Here is a 19,911-nt window from a genome sequence, read left to right as displayed (position 1 = left end):
TTTAGTAGCTTTTGATCGAGCAGCCGACGCGGATTTTTCCGTCGAACAGCGCTTCGGCGCGTTGGCCGGGCGTGATTTCATGAATGCCGGTAATCGCGCCCGCCGACACCCAGGTGCCGGGCGGGATCGCGATGCCGCGTGTGCGCAATATGTCGATCAGGAACAGCGCCGATCCGAACGGACCGTCGAGCATGGCCTCCATCGTCGCCGCGCCGACGGTTTCGCCGTCGATCGCCATTTCGACCGGCATGCGGATGAGGTCGACGTTGCGCCAATCGGCAATCGACGGGCCGAGGATCAGCCCCTTGTTATTGCCATAGTCCGACGCGGTGACCGCGGGGCCGTGGCGATTGATTTCGGGAAAGGGCGAGCTCGCGATCTCGATACCCGTGCGGACGTCGGCAATACATTCGCGCACGGTGTCGATGTCATAGTCGCGCGTACCGACGTCGCCGAAGCAGAGAAGGACCTCGGCCTCCGCCGCGGCGAACCCGTCGGCATAGACCGGCATCACCGGATTGGCGGCGCCATCGAAGATTTCGTTGGTGAAGATCGGTCCGGTCAGGCGGTTGCGGCCGTAGCGGTCGACGAGCTCTGCTGCGATCCGCCCGACTTTCCATCCACCGACGCGGCGCCCATCGATCGCGATCGCGCTATCCTGGATCGCATAAGCCTCGGCCATCGTCTGCGGCATCGTGCCGGGATAGACGGTAAGCGGTGTCTTTCCCGCACGCGCGTCGATTAATGCACGCGCTACATTCTGTTGATCGCTTGTCGCCAGCATCTTTCTCATTTCCCTCTTCCGCGAAGCGGTGTAAGAGACACCGGTGTCAAAGGCAAGCAAATATCATATGTATGACAAATTTCCCAACGTGCCGGGTGCTGAGCGGCGATGACCGGTAACATCGCAACCCGTGCGATCCGCGTCCATGATGCGGACAATGTCGCGACCGCGATCGCCGATATCGCTGCCGGCGAGAGGCTATTCGCCGATTCCCCCGTTCGAGCCTCGGTCGACCTGGGACGTGGGCACAAGGTCGCGATCGAGCCGATCGCGCGCGGCGCGGCGGTGATCAAATATGGCTTTCCAATCGGCACCGCGACCACCGACATCGCCCCCGGCGAGCATGTCCACAGCCACAATCTGGCGACTGCGCTGAGCGGCGATGGCGATTATCTGTACGCGCCGGATGCCGGCGAAGCGGCACAGCCCGGCAAGACAGCGCCGACCTTCCGCGGCTATGTTCGTCCCGACGGACGCGTCGGAACGCGCAACGAGATATGGATATTGCCGACGGTCGGCTGCGTCGGCAACCTTGCCGCACGCGTTGCGCGGATCGCGGGCGAGCGCCATGCGGGACGCGTCGACGGCGTCCATGCGTTCAAACATCCCTTTGGCTGTTCGCAGCTCGGCGACGATCTTGGCCACACGCGCGCGCTGCTTGCCGCGCTTGCGCAGCATCCCAATGCAGGTGGCGTGCTGATCGTCGGACTCGGGTGCGAGAGCAATCAGCTCGGCGCGCTGCTCGACCTCATCCCGGCCGAACGCCGCGCGCATATCCGCACGCTGTCGGCGCAGGCGGTCGAGGATGATGAAGAGGCGTGCCTCGAATCCATCGACGCGCTCGTCGATGGCTGCGCCGATACACCGCGTAGCGATGTGCCGCTGTCGAAGCTGGTGCTCGGCGTCAAGTGCGGCGGTTCCGACGGCCTCTCAGGCCTGACCGCCAATCCGCTCGTCGGGCGCATGGCCGATGCTGTGGCCGGGGCGGGCGGCAAGGTGGTGCTGACCGAGATCCCCGAGATTTTCGGCGCCGAGCAGTTGCTGATGGACCGCGCGGTATCGCAGGAAATCTTTGACGAGACGGTCGCGCTGGTCCGGGATTTCAAGGACTATTTCATTCGCAACGGCGAACCCGTGAGCGAGAATCCCTCACCCGGCAATATCGCGGGCGGGATCACGACGCTCGAGGAAAAGTCGCTCGGCGCGGTGCAGAAGGGCGGCAAGGTACCCGTAGTCGATGTCCGGCGTTATGGCGGCGAAGCAACGCTGCCGGGACTGACGCTGCTGGAGGCGCCGGGCAACGACGCGGTATCGTCGACCGCGCTGACCGCGGCGGGCGCGACGATCATCCTCTTCACCACCGGCCGCGGCACGCCGCTCGGCTTTCCAGCGCCGACGCTGAAGATCGCATCGAACAGCGCACTGGCACAGCGCAAGGCAGGCTGGATCGACTTCGATGCCGGGACAGTACTCGACGCGGGATTCGACAGCGCGGCGGATGCGCTGCTCGGCCTGATCGCCGCGACAGCCTCAGGCGCCGCGACGCGCGCCGAGAAAAACGAGGAACGCGATATCGCGATCTGGAAATCGGGCGTGACGCTTTAATCCAGCGCGCGGAAGGTGAAGTTGCGGAAGCGCGCTTCGCCCTGCCCGGCCGAGTAGAGGCCGGGCCGCAGCATGAGGAAGCCGCCGCGGACATTATGGTGGTAACCCGAGACCTCCATGCCGCGATCGAAGCGCACCCACGTCTTTCCCCCGTCGCCGCTGGTGTCATAGGTGACGATATGACGGTCGTTGGTGACACGCATCCGCATGCGTGTCCCGTGCGGATTGGCGGGGCGCGCGCGTTCGATGCCATATTGGTGGGTGACGAAGCGCTCGCCGTCGAAACCCAGCCCGCAGTAAAGCTTCTCGTCGTAGAAGAGGATCAGCCCCGCGGTTCCGCCCGGCGCGATCTCGATATCGCATTCGAAGCGGTACGCCTGATCGCCCGCGATGAGCAGCAGCGGCGATGAATCGACCGGCGCCTTGCCGCGCGCAGCCAGCACCAGCGCGCCATTTTCAACCCGCGCGCGGCTGCGTTCGTCGGCGGCGGGCTTGAAGAAATTCCATTTCGCGCCCAGCGCGAGCGCGCTGAAATCGTCCGATAGCGCCATGCCGTGCGGCCCAGCGACCGTGCCGCCCGCGGGTTTCGCGATCGGCTGCGACAAATCGCCGCCCTTCATCCGGAACCAGCCGTCGTCGGTCCATTCGATCGGGTCGAGCAAGGCCTGGCGCCCCAACGTCCAATAGCCGTTCTCGAACCCGTGATAGACGCTCCACCAGTCGCCCGCCGGCCCTTCGACCAGCGTCGCATGGCCGCGCGACCACCATTTTTCAGCGGCCGTTTTGGTATGGACGAGCGGGTTCGCGGGGCAATTTTCCCACGGCCCATGGATCGATTTCGACCGCGCCGCGATCACCATATGCCCCGTCGGCGGCCCCGCGGTGCCGCCGACAGCGGTGATCATATAATAATAGCCGCCGCGCCGCGTGATCTTCGGCCCCTCGGGCGCGAAGCCTTCGACGACCCAGTCGGCGGGATAACGCCATGGGTCATAGACATGCTCGGGCTCGCCGACGCGCGACAATCCGTCGTCGGACAGGCGCACGCGGTCGCCCCCCGACAGGAACAACCAGCGCGACCCATCTTCTCCGACCGCATGGCCGGGATCGATATGGTTCGGCAGATTGAGGTCGACCGGCTCGCTCCACGGCCCCTCGATCCGGTCGGCCCAGATCACCCAGCTCGTGTTGGGGCCTTTCGTGGGAATATAGAGATAATAGCGCCCCTTGTGCTTGCAGAGTTCGGGCGCCCACACCGATCCGATATTCTTGTGGAGCGCGGGGCCGATCGGGCGCCAGTTCACCAGGTCGCGCGAATGCCAGATGACCAGACCCGGATAGGAGTCAAAGGTCGAGAAAGTCATATAATAGTCGGATCCGTCCTTCAGGATCGACGGATCGGGATGGTCGCCCGCCATGATCGGGTTGAGAAAGCGCCCGTCGCCAAGATCGGCCTTGCGCTGCCCGTCGAAGCCCTTGGCCCAGGCCGGAACGCGAGCCGCAGATGCAGGCGTCGCCCCGGCCCATGTGGCGGTCGCGCCGATGCCCGACAGGCCGGTCGCAAGCAGACCGGTGCCGGCGAGTTTGAGCATGTCGCGGCGATCGGTCACCTAATCTTCTCCTCAAAAAAGAAAGACCCGGTCCCCTGAAATCGGAAACCGGGCCTCACCGGGACTAACCCATTGGCGTCAGATTTTGACGCGTGCGCCGAACAGGAAGGTGCGGCCGAAGTGGTTGTTCTCGTAATTGCGGTCGGCATCGATATCGGTGAAGCGATAGCGATATTCGTCGGTCAGATTGATGCCCTCGACCGAAATTTCGATATTGTCGGTGATCGCGTAACGGACCGACGCATCGACGTTGATCGTCGAGCCATAGCCTTCGAAGACGTTGCCGGTGCCGCTGTTGGCGTCGGCATAGCGGCTGCGATAGCTGACCGAGGCACGCGCGCTGAACTTGCCGTCGTCATAATAGAGCGTGCCGTTATAGGCGCGCTTCGACAGGTTGAAGAGCGTGCCGTTGCGCACCGCCGACACATTCGCCCCGCCGGGGACGATCGACGGGCCGGCGACCGTATAGTCGGCGTCCGAATCGACGTAGGTCGCGTTCACGATGCCGCCGAAGTTCGACAGGAAGCCCGGCAGGAATTTGAACGGTGCTTGCAACGAGACTTCGATGCCTTTCAGCTTTGCACCTTCGCCGTTGCCGATCGAGGTGATCGTCCACAATTGGCCTTCGGGATTGATCGAGCCCGGGCTGCTCGGCGGGATCACCGACGTCGGCAGACCGGTCGATGCGAAAGTCCCGCTCGTCGTCGTCGCGACCGGGAAGCTCGCGATGTCCTTTTTGAACAGCGCGACCGAGAAGATCGACTGCGGCGCGAAATACCATTCGAACGCGAGATCGTAGGAGGTCGCGCGGAACGGGTCGAGGAACGGGTTGCCGTAGTTGATGCGATAGTTGAACCCGTCGACCGACCCGCCCGGGGTCAGGTTGCCGAGCGTCGGACGCGTCATCACATCGGCGACCGCGGCGCGGATGATGATGTCCTCGTGCGGGAAGAGCGCGAGGTTCACCGAAGGCAGCCAGTCCTCATAGCTGCGCTTCACCGTCACCGCCGCGCCGCTGTTCAGCCCGCTCGAGGTCTGCGCGGTGTGAACATAGCGCACGCCCGCGTTGAGTGCGTAACGCAGCCCGCCGAGTTCGCCCTTGGCATCGAACTGCAGATAGCCGCCGGTGACCTCTTCGCGCACGGCGCGATTGTTGCCGGCGTCGACTGCGGCGACACGGTCATAGAGCTTGGTGAAATCGGTCGTCGCGTCGAGGTTGGCGACCAGCCATTCGGTCGTCGTGCCGGACGGTTGCCCCGCCTTGCCGAGCGTGAACAGCTCGGCGAGTGCCGAGGTGACCGGGAAGCCATAGATGGCGGCGGGCCCGAATGCCGACGACGGCGAACAGGCTAGCGTGCCGAGAACGCGGTCGACGCCCCCGTTGCCGCACACCACCGTGTCGCGCGTGAAGGCGATACTGGCGAAGTCGAAGCGACGATAGACGCCGCCCGCCTTCACCGTGAAATCATCGCTGATGTCCCATTCGGTGCGCAACTGGGCGGTGCGGAACTTATTCTCCACCTCCGACGGACGGTCGCGGATTTCGGCAAGCTGGAAGTTCGCCGGATTGGTGACGCTGGTGCCAAAGGTCAGCAGCGGGCGTGCCATGTCGCTATAGTCGTAGCGATAATCCTGCGCATCGCGGTCGTCGAAGACGATCGTCGTTTCGAGCGGGATCGACGCGGTCGATTTCGACAGGCCGCCCAGCAGAGTGAAGCGGAACGTATCGCTGACGTCCTGGTCCCACGTCGCGCCGACCTGCCAGAATTCGGTCTTTGCCTTGCGCAGATAATGTTCTGTGCGCACCCAGGCGTCGTCGAGCGTCGCCGAGATCAGATTATTGTCGTCGTCGATTTCATAGTCGCTGACGTTGATCGAACGTTCGTTGCTGCGCAGCAGCACTTCGGCCCAACGCTCGCGGCGCTGGTGCTTGAAGCTCGAATAAAGACCGTCGATCGAGATTTTGGTCGCATCGCTCGGCGCGAACTGAATCGTCCCGGTGAGGCCGAGGCGTTTCTTGTCGTGCGCGATTTCGCCGTAACGTGGGATACGCGGGTGAAAGGCGAGCGACACGGCATTGCATGCGGCGCTCGGGATATAGGTGCCGCCCGCATTGGCGGCGGTCCAGCAAGGCGTGCCGTCGACCGAGTCGAAGCGCGCCTGCGCCCAGCGAACGCTATTATTGCCGAGTTCGAGCGTCTTCTGGTCCGAATAGGCAGCGGAAACCGCAAAGCCGAGCGTGCCGGCGTCGTTGACCCAGCTCAGCAGCCCCGCAACGCGCGGCCCGACTTTTTCGGAGAGGTCGTTGTAGCTGCCTTGCGCCGACAGCGCCGCGGTGAAGCCACCCTTGCCGGCGAGCGGATTGCCCGTGTTGAGGTCGACCACCGCCCCCAGCGACCCTTCGTCGAGTTCGGCCGACGCGGTCTTGTGGACGACGATCGAGCTGAACAGCTCGGATGCGAAAACGTTGAAATCGAACGCACGGTCGCGGTTCGCCGACGCGCCGTCGGTCGAGGTTGCGACGGTTTCGAGCCCGTTGACGCGAACGCGGGTAAATTGCGAGCCGAGCCCGCGGACGGTGATCCCGCGGCCTTCGCCGCCGTCGCGCTGGATCGTGATGCCGGGAATGCGCTGCAGCGATTCGGCGAGGTTCTGGTCAGGGAATTTGGCGATATCTTCGGCGACGATCGCATCGACCGCAGCAACCGACTCGCGCTTGACGTTGAGCGCAGCGCCGAGCGACGCACGAAAGCCGGTGACGACGATCTCGTCTGCGCTGGCTACGGGTTCGTCGGCGGCTGTGACGTCCTGCGCCCAGGCCGGCGCGGCCGCGATTACGGCAAGCGATGCACCGCACGCCAGCCGGGTCAAAGTGCGAATGCTCCGCATTGCATGAATTGCCATTATCATCCTCCCTTATCGCCCCGTTGCCCCCGCTCGCGCAAGGAATGACACCGGTTACTTTGTTGGACAAAGCGATTTGGCACACCGCTTCGTCCGTCGATTTTTCAGAGAGTGAGATGGCCCGCCGCGTGTCGCGACGAACCGGATCAGACCCTCTCCCTTGGAAATATTTTCTCGTTGACCGATTGGGGTAACCGGTGTCAGAAAGATTGCGGATTGCGACGAACATGTCAATACCCCAATGATGAGGAGAGATGGGATGGCCAAAAAGCCCTGGATAACTGCGCTTTTTCTAGCCCTTAGCCTGTCATCGGGCTCGGCGATCGCGGCCGATGCGGCGCCGCTGGCCTTTCCGGGCGCGGTCGGTCCTGCGGCACAGACCCCAGGCGGACGCGGCGGACAGATATTGCGCGTGACCACGCTCGCCCCCGATGGTCCGGGGTCGCTGAAGGCCGCGATCGAGACGCCGGGGCCGCGTATCATCGTGTTCGAGGTCGGCGGCGTGATCGACATGGGCCGCACGACAATCGAGATCCAACATCCGTTCCTGACCATCGCCGGCCAGACCGCACCCGGCCCCGGCGTCACGCTGATCCGCACAGGGATCGATGTGAAGACGCACGACGTCGTGATGCGCCATTTGCGCATCTATACCGGCGTCGACGGCCAGCCGAAGCGCAGCGGGTGGGAAGCCGACACGTTTTCGACCGTCGCGGCGCATAATGTCATCGTCGATCATTGCACGCTCATGTGGGGGATCGACGAGAATATGTCGGCCTCCGGCCCGCGTTTCACCGGCAAGAATGTCGATGAGTGGCGGCGGGGCACGAGCCACAACATCACCTTTTCGAACAATCTGGCGGCCGAAGGCCTCGCCGATGCCAGCCATCCGAAGGGCGAGCATAGCAAAGGGTCGCTGATCCACGACAATGCCACGGGCATCGTCTTCTATCGCAATGTCTGGGCGCATAATGTCGAGCGCAACCCGCTGATCAAGGGCGGCGGACAGGCGCTGATGATCAACAATCTGATCTATAATCCACAGCATCGCGCGGTGCATTATAACCTGATGAATCTCGAATGGGTCGGGCACGACTATGTGACCGGACAGATCACCGCGATCGGCAATGTCATGCGCGGCGGCAACGACACCGATCCCGACCTGCCCTTTCTGATGCTCGGCGGCGACGGCGACCTTGAATATTATGGCAAGGACAATCTGGCGGTCGACCGTCACGGCCAGCCGCTGCCCGAGTTCGGCCGTTATGGCGAGACGCAGGCCAAGTTGATCCGTGCCAAGGCGCCGCTCGCGCCGGTCGGAGGCTATAATGTCCTGCCGGTGCGCGACGTCGAAACCTCGGTGCTGTCGACCGCCGGCGCGCGGCCCTGGGCGCGCGACGCCGAAGAGATTCGCGTGCTCTTTTTCGTCGCCGAAGGGCGCGGCGAGGTAATCGACGACGAAAAGGAAGTGAGCGGCTATCCCACGGTCAAGGAGGCGCGCGCGCCTTTTGTCGCAGCCGAGTGGGACCTTGCGACGATGGAACCCAAATCGGGCAGCTATCCCGGCCAGACCGCGCCCATGCCGCAGGAGCATTTGTCGGCACGCGACCGCGCGTCGCGAACGGCTAACTGACGATGAACGCGCTTCTTGCTCTGATACTCGCGAGCGCCGGCGCACCTGCAATGGTCGTGATCGACGAAGCGGCGACGGTCCGCGAAGAGGCGCCGCCGCACGGCGCGATCGGCATGTCGACCGCCTACCGGATCAGCGATTCGGTCCCTGCGCCGCGCAGCTTCGAATTCCGCAAGCGCGCGCTGCATATCGGCGCCGCGATCGGCGTGCATCCGATCGATCATGACGAGATTTATTATGTCGTCTCGGGCACCGGCGTCGTCCATTCGGACGGCGAAGAGAAAGAGCTGAAGGCCGGCATGGCGGCGTGGCTCTACAAGGGCGCCAGGGTCGGCATCCGCCAGACCGGAGGCGCGCCGCTGGTGCTGATCATCGCCTATCCGAACAAGGCCCCCGCACCATGAGCCTCGACCGTCGCGCGCTGCTGACGGCCAGCCTGGCGCTGCCCTTTGCGAGCGCGGCAGCGGGGCAAGCAGTATGGACACGGCCGGCAGGCCTCGCGCCCGATGCAAGCATCGCGCTCTGGCCCGAAGGTCATATCAACCCTCCACCCGGGCTTGTCGAACAGGTCGTACAGCGGAGCCACGATCCGAACGCCAGCGACCGGATGCTGCAAGGCATTACGCGCCCGCGGCTCGACATCTTCCGCCCGGCAAGGCCCAATGGCGCGGCGGTGATCCTCGCGCCCGGCGGCGGCTATCGCTACGTCGTGGTCGACAAGGAAGGTTATGAACTCGCCCGCTGGCTGAGAGCGCGCGGCGTGACCGTCTATGTGCTCTTCTACCGCCTGCCCGGCGACGGCTGGACGAACGGCGCCGACGTGCCGCTCGCCGATGCGCAGCGTGCGGTACGGCTGGTGCGCAGCCGCGCAAAGGCCGACGGGATCGACCCGGCGCGCGTCGCCTTCGGCGGCTTCTCGGCGGGCGGGCAGGTCGCGACGAGCCTGCTTACGCGCTTCGACGCAAAGATTTACGATCCGGTCGATGCCGCCGACGCCTTGCCGGCGCGTCCCGATGCCCTCGGGGCCATCTATCCCGTGGTATCGATGGACCCGGCGATCGCGCATGCGGTGAGCCGCGAGAAACTGATCGGCGCCAACGCCGACGCGGCGCGCGAGAAACTTTACTCGCCCGAACGCAATGTCCGCGCCGACCAGCCGCCGCTGTGGCTGCTCCACGCCGAGGACGACAGCGTCGTGAAGGTCGAGAACAGCGTTCGGCTACGGGAAGCGACGCGCGCCGTTGGAGCATCGGTGGAAGCGCATTTCTTCGAGCGCGGCGAACATGGCTTCGGACTGATGAAGACGGCGGGACTACCCGTTGCAATCTGGCCCGAGCTGCTGTGGAACTGGCTCGGCGGGCACAGGATCGTCTAGCTGCCCGGCTGGATATAGGGCACGCGCGCGAACAGCTCGCGCTCCCATTTTCTCGGATCATTCTCTACGCGGCTCGACGTATCGAAGATCATCGTCCGCCGTTTATCGAGATCATAGGCCGGCCAACCCGGATCACCCGTGCGGGCAAAGCGGACGAAAGCGTCCATGACGCGATCGCTCATCGCCTGCTGCGCGGGGGTCGGATCGGGGATCGTGCCGAAGCTGAGCGCGATATCGTCGGCATGTTTCGCGCCCTCGAAATCGAGCTGGTAGACGAAGCCCGGATGACCCGCGCGTGCGCGCGCTTCGGCCTCCTCGACCTGCCCGCGCCAACTGCGCGCGGCAGTGACGATGCGGTGGAACAGCTCGAGCGGCGCGGCCTGCGGATATCGGCTGCGAAACTGGCCGACCACCCACGATGGTTCGATATCGATGCGCATCTCCGGCGCGATCCGCACCGCGAGATTCCCGAAACTCAGGCCCGACAATTGTTTGCCTTCGGGCGCATAGAAGGCGCGCGTTTCCATCACCGTGTTGCCAAGCATCATCGGGATGCCGAGCGACTGCGGCGCGGCGTCGGGCCAGAAGGGGTGGCGCGTCAGATGTTTCATGTCGAGCACCGGGCCCATATAGACGCCGCCGCCAAGGATCGGGTCGGTCGCCGACAGCGCGGCAACGAGCTGCTCGACCGGAGCGGTCGCGGGATCGAAGCCCGTGCCCAGCTTGGCCAGAAACGCCTGCGCCCGCTTTGTCGCGTTGAGCGGGCCCGAGGCAGTGACCTGTTGCCCGCTCATCGTGATCGCCTTGTGAAAAAGCCCCTTGGCTTCAGGCATCGCCATCAGCGTTGCGATCTTCGCACCGCCGCCCGACTGGCCGAAAACGGTGACATTGCCCGGATCGCCGCCGAACGCCGCGATATTTCGCTGCACCCATTTGAGCGCGACGATCAGGTCGAGTTGCCCGGCATTGCCGCTATCGGGGAAACGCGGATCTAGCCCGGCGAGATACAGATAGCCGAGCGCGTTGAGGCGGTGGTTCACGGTGACGACGACGACATCGCCGCGCGCCGCGAGGCTTGCGCCGTCGTTGACCGGGTCGGTGACGCTGCCGGTCGAATAGGCACCGCCGTGGAAATAGACCATGACCGGGCGACGCCCCTCGCCCTCTAGCGACGGTGTCCAGACGTTGAGAAAAAGGCAGTCCTCGGATTGCGGATGATATCGGTCGCCCTGCTGCGGGCACGCCGGGCCGAAGACCATATCCCGGCCCTTCCGCCCGTCAGGCCGCAACGGGGCTTGCGGGTCCGGACCGAATTGCTCGGCCCTGAGCACGGCGACCGGCGCCGCGAAGCGCGCAGCACGCGCATAGCGGATGCCGGCGAAACGATAGGGAAGCCCGCCGCCGCCATTGACGTTTGCATACAGACCATCGGGTGTCTCGATCATCGAAGCCCGATCGTGGCGGGCCTTCGCCGGAAAGGCAGTCGCGACGCCAAGCGCAAGGCCGCCGCCGATCAAAGTACGGCGGCTGACCCGTTCAGCGCCGGACATCGAGCCCGCCGCCGTGGAAGGCGTCGATATCGGCCTGACCAAAGCGGCTCGCGTCGCCCGGCAGCGAATGTTTGAGACAGGTCAGCGCGAGACCGCTTTCAGCCATTGCACGCGCATCGCTGCCCGACAGATGCGCATGGAGGACGCCTGCAGCAAAGGCATCGCCCGCGCCGATGCGGTCGACGATGCCGGTGACGTCGATCTCGGGGGTCTGGTAACCACCATCGCGCAGGTCGACGCGCGCCGCGATGCGGTGATGGTCGGCCGTGGCCGTATGGCGCGCGGTCGAGGCGATCAGTTTGAGGCCCGGGAAGGCTGAGAAACCAGCCTCGGCGGCTTCGCGCCGCCGGTCTTCGCCTTCACCGCTGAAGGCCTTGCCCAGCACAAGCGACAGGTCGCGGTGATTGCCGAACAATATGTCCGCCGAGCCGATCAGTTCCGACAGGATCGTGCGCGGATCGCTGTCCCATGCCTCCCACAGCATCGCACGATAATTGCCGTCGAAGCTGACAGGCACGCCGAGCCGTTTCGCTGCACGTGCCGCCGCGAGCGCGGCTTCGGCAGAGCGCGGCCCGAGCGCGGGGGTGATCCCCGACAGGTGGAGCAGACCCGCGCCCGTAAGCAGCCGGTCGAAATCATAATCCTCGGCACCCGTCGCCGCAAAGCTCGACCCGGCGCGGTCATAGACGATCTCCGACGCGCGCAGCCCCGCCCCGACGCTGAGGAAATAGAGCCCCATTCGTCCCGGCGCATCGGAGACGTCGGAACAATCGACGCCCGCACCCCGCACCGCGGCGACGGCACCGCGGCCCAGCGCATTCGCAGGGACGCGGCTGACCATCGCGCAATCGTGGCCAAGATGGGCGAGACCTATCGCAACGTTCGCCTCGGCGCCCCCGACATGGAGCGCGAGCGACGGCGATTGCATCAGCAATTCGTTGCCGGGCGCAGTCAGGCGGATCAGCAGTTCGCCGAAAAAGACAAGGCGGCCTTCGGTCATCTCACTCCCCGCTCACCCCGTCCGTGCCGGAGGGTGGCCTATATTGTTATCGCGCGAGCCAGCCGCCGTCGACGGCGAGGATATGGCCCTGCACATAGTCCGACGCCGATGACGCGAGGAAGACCGCAGCGCCGCCGATGTCGCTGGGGTCGCCCCAGCGGCCGGCCGGGATGCGCTCCATGATCTGGCGGTTGCGCGTCTCGTCACCCTGCAATGCGGCGGTGTTGTTCGTCGCGATATAGCCGGGCGCGATCGCGTTGACCTGCACGCCCTTCGCCGCCCACTCATTCGCGAGCAGCTTGGTGAGCCCGCCGACCCCCGATTTCGATGCGGTATAGCTCGGCACGCGAATGCCGCCCTGAAAGGTGAGCATCGAGGCGATGTTGATGATCTTGCCCGAACCGCGCGCGATCATGTGACGGCCGACGCTCTGACAGAGGAAGAAGAGCGTCTTCAAATTGGTGTCCATCACCGCGTCCCAGTCGGCCTCGGTGAAATCGACCGCGTCCGCCCGGCGGATGATGCCGGCATTGTTGACGAGGATGTCGATGCGTCCGAATTCGGCGAGCACCGCATCGACGAGCGGCTGCACGGCGCCGACGCTCGACAGGTCGGCGGCGAAATTCTCGCCCTTGCGGCCGAGCCCGCGCACCTTGCCGACGGTCTCGTCGGCGGGGGAACGGCCGGCGGCAGCAATGTCGGCTCCCGCTTCGGCAAGCGCAAGCGCGATCCCCTGCCCGATGCCCGTGTTGGCACCGGTGACGAGCGCAACCTTGCCCGAAAGATCGAACAGGCCCGCCATTACGAAAGCTGACAGATGTCGAGGACGTTCATGTCGGTATAGTCCTGATTCTCGCCCGCCATCGCCCAGATAAAGGCATAGGCCTTGGTGCCCGCGCCCATGTGGATCGACCAGGGCGGGCTGATCACCGCTTCCTCATTCTGCATCACGATGTGACGCGTCGCCTCGCCTTCGCCCATGAAATGCATCACGCGGTCGGTGTCGACATTGTCGAGTTCGAAATAGAAATAGATCTCGCTGCGGCGCTCGTGAATGTGCGGCGGCATCGTGTTCCAGACGCTTCCTTCCTTGAGCACGGTCAGCCCCATGACGAGTTGCGCGCTGTCGCAGACACCCGGAATGACGAGCTGGAAGATCGTGCGCTCGTTCGATTCTGCCAGGCTGCCGCGATCGAGCGCATTGGCGTCGGCGATGCCCAGCTTGCGCGTCGTGAACGCCTTGTGCGCGGGGCACGACGCCAGATAATAGCGCGCGCCGGCACCCGCGAATTCGACGTCCTTCGCACCCATCGTGACATAGAGGCAGTCCTTGTTGCCGAGCGTGAAGCTCTCGCCGTCGACGGTGACGGTGCCTTCCACCGATGACACGTTGACGATCGCGAGCTCGCGGCGTTCGAGGAACGGATGCCCCGCGGCCGACGGCGGCTCGCTCTGCGCGGGCAGCTTGACCGGCGCCGAGCCGACGGCAACGCCGCCGATCACGAAACGGTCGGCGTGGGTATAGTTGAGGACGCACTCGCCCTCACGGAACAGGTTCTGGATCAGGTAGCGATCGCGCAGTTCGGCGTTCGACACCTCTTCCATCATTACGGGATGGGTGGCGTAATAGGTCTTGGAAAACATGGGATCGCATCCTCGCTCGATATTTCTGGCTTGCTGCCTTGCTAGATTTGATGGTAACCGGTGTCAAGAGGTGTTGGCACCCCCGCCGGGCGGTTGATTTTACGCTTTCGAGCGCCCATCTGCAGGGAAAGCGCGAGCCGGGCCAGAGGCTTGCAGGGGAAAGACAGAATATGGCGGCACAGAATAAGGGGCCGGGGAGCAAGCAACCGACGATCAACGACGTCGCAGCGCTTGCAGGGGTTTCGAAAAAGACCGTGAGCCGGGTGATCAACCGCTCCGAATTCCTGACCGACAAGACGCGCGCGGCTGTCGAAAAGGCGATCGAGCAGCTTGGCTTCGTCCCCAATCCGCAGGCACGCGCGCTCGCCTTTCGCCGGAATTTCCTGATCGCGCTGCTGCACGACAATCCGAATGCGCAGACCGTGCTCAATTTTCAGCGCGGCGTGCTCGACGCGATCAAGGACAGCGATCTTGCGCTGCTCGTCCGTCCGGTCGATCGCGGGTCGGACAAGATGCTCGACGATGTCCGCACTTTCCTGGAAAAACAGCGCCCGATCGGCGCGATGTTGCTGCCGCCGATTTCTGAGAATGACGATCTTGCCGCGCTCTGCGAGGATCTTGGCGTGCGTTACGTGCGCATCGGGTCGGCGCGGATCGACGATGCGAAGCATTGTATCTCGTCGAACGACCGCGAGGTGGTTGCCGAGGCGGTGCGCGGGCTGGTCGCTCTCGGCCATCGCCGGATCGGTTTCGTGCGCGGCCCCGTCGGCTTCCGTTCGGCGGCCGAGCGCGAAGAGGGTTTCCGCGAGGCGCTGGCCGAGGCAGGGCTCGACCTGCCCGCCGAACTTTATGCGCCGGGCAACTACCGCTATACCGCCGGGATCGAGGCCGGTGAGGCGTTGCTTTCGCTGCCCGCGCCGCCGACCGCGGTCTTCTGCTCGAACGACGAGATGGCGGCGGGCGTGATGAGCGTTGCGCACGGAAAGGGAATCAAGGTTCCCGGCGAATTGTCCATTATCGGCTTCGACGACAGTCCGACGGCGACGCATATCTGGCCCGCGCTCAGCACGGTGCGCTGGCCGATCCGCGAGATGGGCATCCGCGCCGCGCAGACGCTCGTCCCCGACTTCCTCAGTCCGGGCACCAAGGGCGGCGACGATGAGAGCAACGTCCTCGCCTCGACCTTCGTCGAGCGGCAGTCGGTCGCGCCGCCGCCGGGGCGCTAATCCTCAGCGCCGCCGGCGCGCGAGCTGATATTCGTAAAGCGACGGCGCCGCATCGACCGCCTGCCCCGTCCCCTCGATATAGGGCGCGGGATCATAGCTGACCGTGATATTGCGGTTCGCATGCAGCCCGACGATCCGCTCGCCCGGACCTTCGAGGCCGCTCGTGATCGCAACCGTGGCATCGGCGGGCACGCTTTCGGGCACCACCAGCTTTGCATTCCACAGCGTGTTGTAGAGCCCATGCCCCGGCTTCCAATAGGGTGCGCCGCCGCCGACCCACAGCTGGTAATGCCAGCCGTCCTTGCCCTGCTTCGGATCGATATGCATCTCGATCGCGTCGAACAGATTCTGATGGTTCGATCCGCTGTGCTGATCGATGATCGCCTCCTTGTCGACGACCGAACGCAGGAAGACCGAACGCGTCGAACGCGTGTTGATGCTCACCGGGTGAACGACCGGATTCTCGACCTTCAGATCCTTGACCAGCACATTGTGCACGGCGCCGACATGCACCGAATAATGCGCGCGGCGGTCGCCCGTCGTCGTGATGTCGGCGATCGTCAGGCTCGCGGCATTGTCGGTCAGGATGCCGCTGTCCGCGCGGTCGATCGTCAGCTTTTTGACCCAGCCGTCGAACACGCCGGTCATATAGATGCCGTTATAGCCCTGCTCGAGATGATGGCCGAACGCTGGCGCCTCGGGGAATTGCAGCCGCAGATTCTGGATGCCGACATTCGAAAGATGCGTCCAGTCGGCGACGACCGCGGGCTGGTCCGCACGGACATCGTGAAGCAATGGATCGCCGAGCGTGACCGTCTTGCCGCGCACCGCCGCGACGCGCGTCGCCTGCGCGACCACCGGCCGGTTCGGGAAGGTCCAATGATGCGAGCCGATCGGCAGGTCGGTATCGCCATAGAGCGATTTCAATATCTGGCTTTTGGGTCCGTCAACCGAGAACCATTGTAGCTGCACGACATCGCCGACCTTAAGCTTCGATGCATCGTTTACCGTCAGCGTTCGCGCGAATTGCTTGCCCGATACACCGTTGGCGAGCACCGGGTCGCGGACATCCTTTGTCCCGTCATAAGAGACCGGCCGGCCGCCCGCCGGCGCGACAAAGATCATCCCGCCCGCCCAGGTATATTCGGTGAACAGATAGTCGATATTATGCTCGGGCTCGACCTGCTGCTTCTTCTCGCGCACCAGATATTCGCGCAGCTCGTCATAATCGTGGCTTTTGTCGATCAGCTTCAGCGGCCGCGGGAACCAGAGTTCGCTGCCGCCCGCGCCATTGCCCGCACCGTCCAGGGTGATGTCGCTGCGCGTGATGCGCAACACTTCGGTGATCTGTATGCGCCCCTTCGGGAAACGCAGCGTCACCTTGCCCTTCACCGCATTTGCTGCGGCGAGCGCGCGCAGCACCGCCTTGCTATCGTCGAGTCCATCGTCGGGGATCGCGCCATGATCGGTCACGTCGATGATCGTGCCCGCATCGGCGGGGATCGGCGCCACCCCGAAGCCATAACCGGCGTAGCTGAAGTCGGGCAGCGGGTTTGCCGCCGCCGTCGCAGGGTCCGACAGGATTTTGGGCAATTTCGCCGGTTGCGCCTGAACTGGTAGAGTGAGCGCCGCGCCGAGCGCCAGAACCGAAACAAGGCGCGCGCGCCGATCACCCGAAACCATAATCCGATACACTCCTTGTGATCCGGTGGACCGGCGGCGCACGACCCGAAAAAAGGTCGGGGCCGCCGGTCCGGGGACCTCTTTTAAAACTTCGCGCGCACGCCGACGGAGAAACGCCGCTCGGACAGGGCATAGCTGTTGAGCGCGGTCGTGTTGAAATTGCTATACTCGGTCGTCGCGGATTTCTTGGGCATCAGATTCTGTGCCTGGAGCGACAGCGCGATATTCTTCGTGATGTCGACCCCGACCTGCGCGTCGAGCTGCGAGCGCGAGCCGACGAAGCTCGGCCGGCCTTCGGAGAATTCGAACACCGCCTCGTCGCGGTAGTTATACGCGATGCGCGCCGAGAAGGGGCCCTTCTCATACAGGCCGACGAGGTTGTAGCTGTTCTTCGACACCGCGACGAGCGGGAAGCCCGCGCTGTCCTCCGAATCCGAATAGGTGTAGTTTGCGATCACGCCGAAACCGTCGAGCGGCGAGGGCAGGAAGTCGAGGAACTGCTGGATGCCGATTTCGAAGCCCTTGATCTTCGCGCTCGACAGATTTTCGGGGCGCGAGAAAGTCAGTTCACGCCCCTGCGGGTCGAGCGTCGTGTCGACGCCGGTGGTCACAAAGCTCGCGATGAAATTTTTGACGTCCTTGTAGAAGACCGCGCCCGAGATCAGCGAACTTTTGCCCGTATAATATTCGAAGCTGATATCGGCCTGCGTCGAGATCGGCGGCTCCAGATTCACATTGCCCCCGGTGACCGAAAGGTTGGTCGCGTTGAAGAAGGTCGAGGGTGCAAGGTCGGCGATCGACGCGCGTTGCATCGTCTGCGATCCCGACACGCGGATCAGGAAGTCGTCGCTGACGTTGAACGCGATATTCGCGCTGGGCAGTATGTTCGTATAGCGATTCTTGTCGGTGCGCAGCGTGCTGACGGTGCCGACATTGACATAGCTGTCGACCGACAGCCGCGTCGATGCGATGCGCACGCCGGCGTTCGCCTTATACGGGATCCCGGCAATCTCGCCCTCGCCCGACACCATCAGGTAACCGGCGAGCGTCTTTTCGCTGAAATCATAATCGCGCTGGAGATTGGGCAGCAGGGTCGAGCGGCCGTTCGCATTCGGATTGGGTTCGGCGGCCTGCGCACGGTTGAACACGTAGTCGAATGTCGGCGCGGTGCTCAGAAAGCTGCGCGGGAAGGTTCCCGGAATATCCGACAGGAAATCGCCCGCATCGACGAGCTTCAGATAGGGCTCGATCTCGGCGCGGGTCGGAGTGACTTGGCTGCGGAAGGCATTCGAGCGCGCATGGAGGTCTGTATAGCGGACCCCCGCGGCAATCGTGACGCCGCCGGTTTCGTAGCTGACGTCGAGCTTCCCCGTATATTCGTCGAGCAGGCCGATAAGGCGATTGCTGCGTACCCCGTTCGTGGCCGGGTTGTACGACGCATAGCTGGTCGGGTTGAACGGCCCGGTCAGCGTCAGCGACGGGATGGTGGTGTCGCGGAAATCGAATGCGCCCGGAACCAGCGCGGTCCCCTGCAAGGTGATGATCTGGATCGTCTGGTCGATCGTACCCTTGCTGTAATAGCCGTCGGCTTCGATCGTCAGCCCGTTGTCGCCCTCATATTTGCCGTTGAGGCCATAGAGGAAGCTTTCGGTCGGCTCGTTGCGGATCTGCCCAGCGGTGGTGACGGTGCCATTGGCGTTGCCCGCGACGACCACGCCGTCCTCGACGATGCGGTTGGTGACGGGGTTGGCACCGGTGGGCAGGCGGAAAGCGAAAAAGTCCTGCCGCCGACCGGTCTTGAGCTTCGAATAAAGCGCATCGGCGGTAATCGTGAATTCCGGCGTCACCTCGAACTGAATCGCGCCGTTGAGGCCGAGGCGCGAACGGTCGACCGTGAATTCCTCATATTGCAGCAGCACCGGGGTCGGGACCACGCCGCCACCGGTGCCGGTGTAGGTGCGGTTGAGGAAATTGTTACGCTCGAACGTCTGTGTCTTCGACGTGCGCTTCTGATATTCGCCCGCGATCATCACGCCGATCCGGTCGTCGGCGAATTTGGTCGTCGCAAAACCCGTGATCGCGGGTTCGAACTTGTCGCTGTTTTCCGAATAGACGCCCTGCGCACGGACCGAGATCGTCGGCTCCTTGAACGACAGCGGCTTCGGCGTGACGAGGTTCACGGTGCCGCCCAGCCCACCCTCGGCGTTGCTCGCGAGCGGCGACTTGCGGACTTCGAGGCGGCCGAACAGGCTGGATGGCACCGAATCGAGGCCCGACGAGCGTCCGAGCTGGTCGTTCTCGGGCGGCGACAGGCGGGCCGACCAGCCGAGCAGCGTGCGGCCGTCGACTTCGACGCGGACCTGCTGAAGACCACGCACCGAGACCGATTGACCCTCGCCGAAGACGCGGGTGATCTGGACGCCGGTCACGCGCTGCAGCGCTTCGGCGACGTTCGCGTCAGGAAGCTTGCCGACATCCTCGGCGGTGATGACGTCCATCACCTGCTCGGCTTCGCGCTTGATATCGGCTGCGCGTTCGAGCGAGGCACGGATGCCGGTGACGACGATCGCGTCGTCGTCCGCCGGGGGCGCCGCATCCTGTGCGTGTGCCGGCGACATCGCCAGCACCGCGAGCGATGCGCCGCCCGCCAATTTCGCCAATGTCCGGATACCCCGCCTTGCCTGAATCGCCATTTTCATCCTCCCACGCCGGCGGCGGACCATGCCCGTTCGCCCATGATTTCCCACGGAGGTGGCGCCTGCCGACCGCGGCTTCGCGGCGCGATCGGTCGCCCTCCCCTTTTCTATTTCGTTGCCCGGAACTGGTAACCGGTGTCACGAATGATGCGGGAACTACCACGCCCCTGTCAAGCGATAATTGTATGACAACTACCCTGG

Annotated in this window: 14 protein-coding genes; 5 read left to right on the top strand and 9 right to left on the bottom strand. The window is 64.3% G+C overall.

What is annotated here, in order from left to right; genetic code table 11:
* Position 1: 1 nt before the first annotated feature.
* Positions 2-793 carry a 2-keto-4-pentenoate hydratase gene (locus KEC45_RS19855; RefSeq protein ID WP_238586784.1) on the bottom strand — a complete coding sequence of 264 codons (792 nt, stop codon included), beginning with the start codon at positions 791-793 and terminating at the stop codon, positions 2-4.
* Between the two features lie 99 nt (positions 794-892).
* Between KEC45_RS19855 and KEC45_RS19850 the strand changes: the two genes are divergently transcribed.
* Positions 893-2,389, top strand: coding sequence for a UxaA family hydrolase (locus tag KEC45_RS19850; RefSeq protein WP_062186044.1), 1,497 nt, complete (start codon positions 893-895; stop codon positions 2,387-2,389).
* Here KEC45_RS19850 and KEC45_RS19845 read toward each other — a convergent pair.
* Positions 2,386-3,999, bottom strand: coding sequence for a family 43 glycosylhydrolase (locus KEC45_RS19845; RefSeq protein WP_238586785.1), 1,614 nt, complete (start codon positions 3,997-3,999; stop codon positions 2,386-2,388). The genes KEC45_RS19850 and KEC45_RS19845 overlap by 4 nt on opposite strands.
* A gap of 78 nt (positions 4,000-4,077) precedes the next feature.
* Positions 4,078-6,909, bottom strand: coding sequence for a TonB-dependent receptor (locus KEC45_RS19840; protein WP_062186046.1), 2,832 nt, complete (start codon positions 6,907-6,909; stop codon positions 4,078-4,080).
* Between the two features lie 253 nt (positions 6,910-7,162).
* Between KEC45_RS19840 and KEC45_RS19835 the strand changes: the two genes are divergently transcribed.
* Genes KEC45_RS19835 through KEC45_RS19825 form a run of 3 tightly spaced genes read left to right on the top strand, consistent with a single transcriptional unit; the run spans position 7,163 to position 9,911 of the window.
* A complete protein-coding gene (locus KEC45_RS19835; RefSeq protein WP_062186048.1) occupies positions 7,163-8,536 on the top strand; it encodes a polysaccharide lyase family 1 protein in 1,374 nt (457 codons plus the stop codon).
* 2 nt (positions 8,537-8,538) lie between these two features.
* Complete coding sequence (locus KEC45_RS19830; RefSeq protein ID WP_062186050.1) at positions 8,539-8,940, top strand: cupin domain-containing protein; 402 nt, start codon at positions 8,539-8,541, stop codon at positions 8,938-8,940.
* Entirely contained in the window at positions 8,937-9,911 is a 975-nt protein-coding gene (locus KEC45_RS19825) for an alpha/beta hydrolase (protein ID WP_062186051.1), read from the top strand. The genes KEC45_RS19830 and KEC45_RS19825 overlap by 4 nt, the downstream gene beginning before the upstream one ends.
* Here KEC45_RS19825 and KEC45_RS19820 read toward each other — a convergent pair.
* Genes KEC45_RS19820 through kduI form a run of 4 tightly spaced genes read right to left on the bottom strand, consistent with a single transcriptional unit; the run spans position 9,908 to position 14,105 of the window.
* Positions 9,908-11,461: a carboxylesterase/lipase family protein gene (locus tag KEC45_RS19820; protein ID WP_062186053.1), complete on the bottom strand. Its 1,554-nt coding sequence runs from the start codon at positions 11,459-11,461 to the stop codon at positions 9,908-9,910. The genes KEC45_RS19825 and KEC45_RS19820 overlap by 4 nt on opposite strands.
* Positions 11,448-12,461, bottom strand: a complete 1,014-nt coding sequence (locus tag KEC45_RS19815) for a sugar kinase (RefSeq protein ID WP_062186055.1) — start codon at positions 12,459-12,461, stop codon at positions 11,448-11,450. The genes KEC45_RS19820 and KEC45_RS19815 overlap by 14 nt, the downstream gene beginning before the upstream one ends.
* A gap of 46 nt (positions 12,462-12,507) precedes the next feature.
* Positions 12,508-13,263: a 2-dehydro-3-deoxy-D-gluconate 5-dehydrogenase KduD gene (gene kduD, locus KEC45_RS19810; protein ID WP_062186057.1), complete on the bottom strand. Its 756-nt coding sequence runs from the start codon at positions 13,261-13,263 to the stop codon at positions 12,508-12,510.
* Positions 13,263-14,105 (bottom strand): 5-dehydro-4-deoxy-D-glucuronate isomerase, encoded by an 843-nt coding sequence (kduI, locus tag KEC45_RS19805; RefSeq protein ID WP_062186060.1) that lies wholly within the window; start codon positions 14,103-14,105, stop codon positions 13,263-13,265. Before kduI ends, kduD begins: the two co-directional genes overlap by 1 nt.
* Before the next feature lie 170 nt (positions 14,106-14,275).
* Here kduI and KEC45_RS19800 point away from each other — a divergent pair, with 170 nt between their 5' ends.
* Entirely contained in the window at positions 14,276-15,331 is a 1,056-nt protein-coding gene (locus tag KEC45_RS19800) for a LacI family DNA-binding transcriptional regulator (RefSeq protein WP_062186062.1), read from the top strand.
* Positions 15,332-15,334: 3 nt separating this feature from the next.
* Here KEC45_RS19800 and KEC45_RS19795 read toward each other — a convergent pair whose 3' ends face one another.
* The gene (locus tag KEC45_RS19795) at positions 15,335-17,014 is read right to left on the bottom strand and encodes a glycoside hydrolase family 55 protein (RefSeq protein ID WP_252171258.1); all 1,680 of its coding nucleotides are present in this window, start codon (positions 17,012-17,014) and stop codon (positions 15,335-15,337) included.
* Positions 17,015-17,097: 83 nt separating this feature from the next.
* The gene (locus tag KEC45_RS19790; protein ID WP_193749228.1) at positions 17,098-19,707 is read right to left on the bottom strand and encodes a TonB-dependent receptor; all 2,610 of its coding nucleotides are present in this window, start codon (positions 19,705-19,707) and stop codon (positions 17,098-17,100) included.
* Positions 19,708-19,911: the final 204 nt, after the last annotated feature.

It is taken from the genome of Sphingopyxis sp. USTB-05, from assembly GCF_023822045.1.
Classification (GTDB): domain Bacteria; phylum Pseudomonadota; class Alphaproteobacteria; order Sphingomonadales; family Sphingomonadaceae; genus Sphingopyxis.
This window is presented reverse-complemented; position numbering and strand designations above follow the sequence as displayed.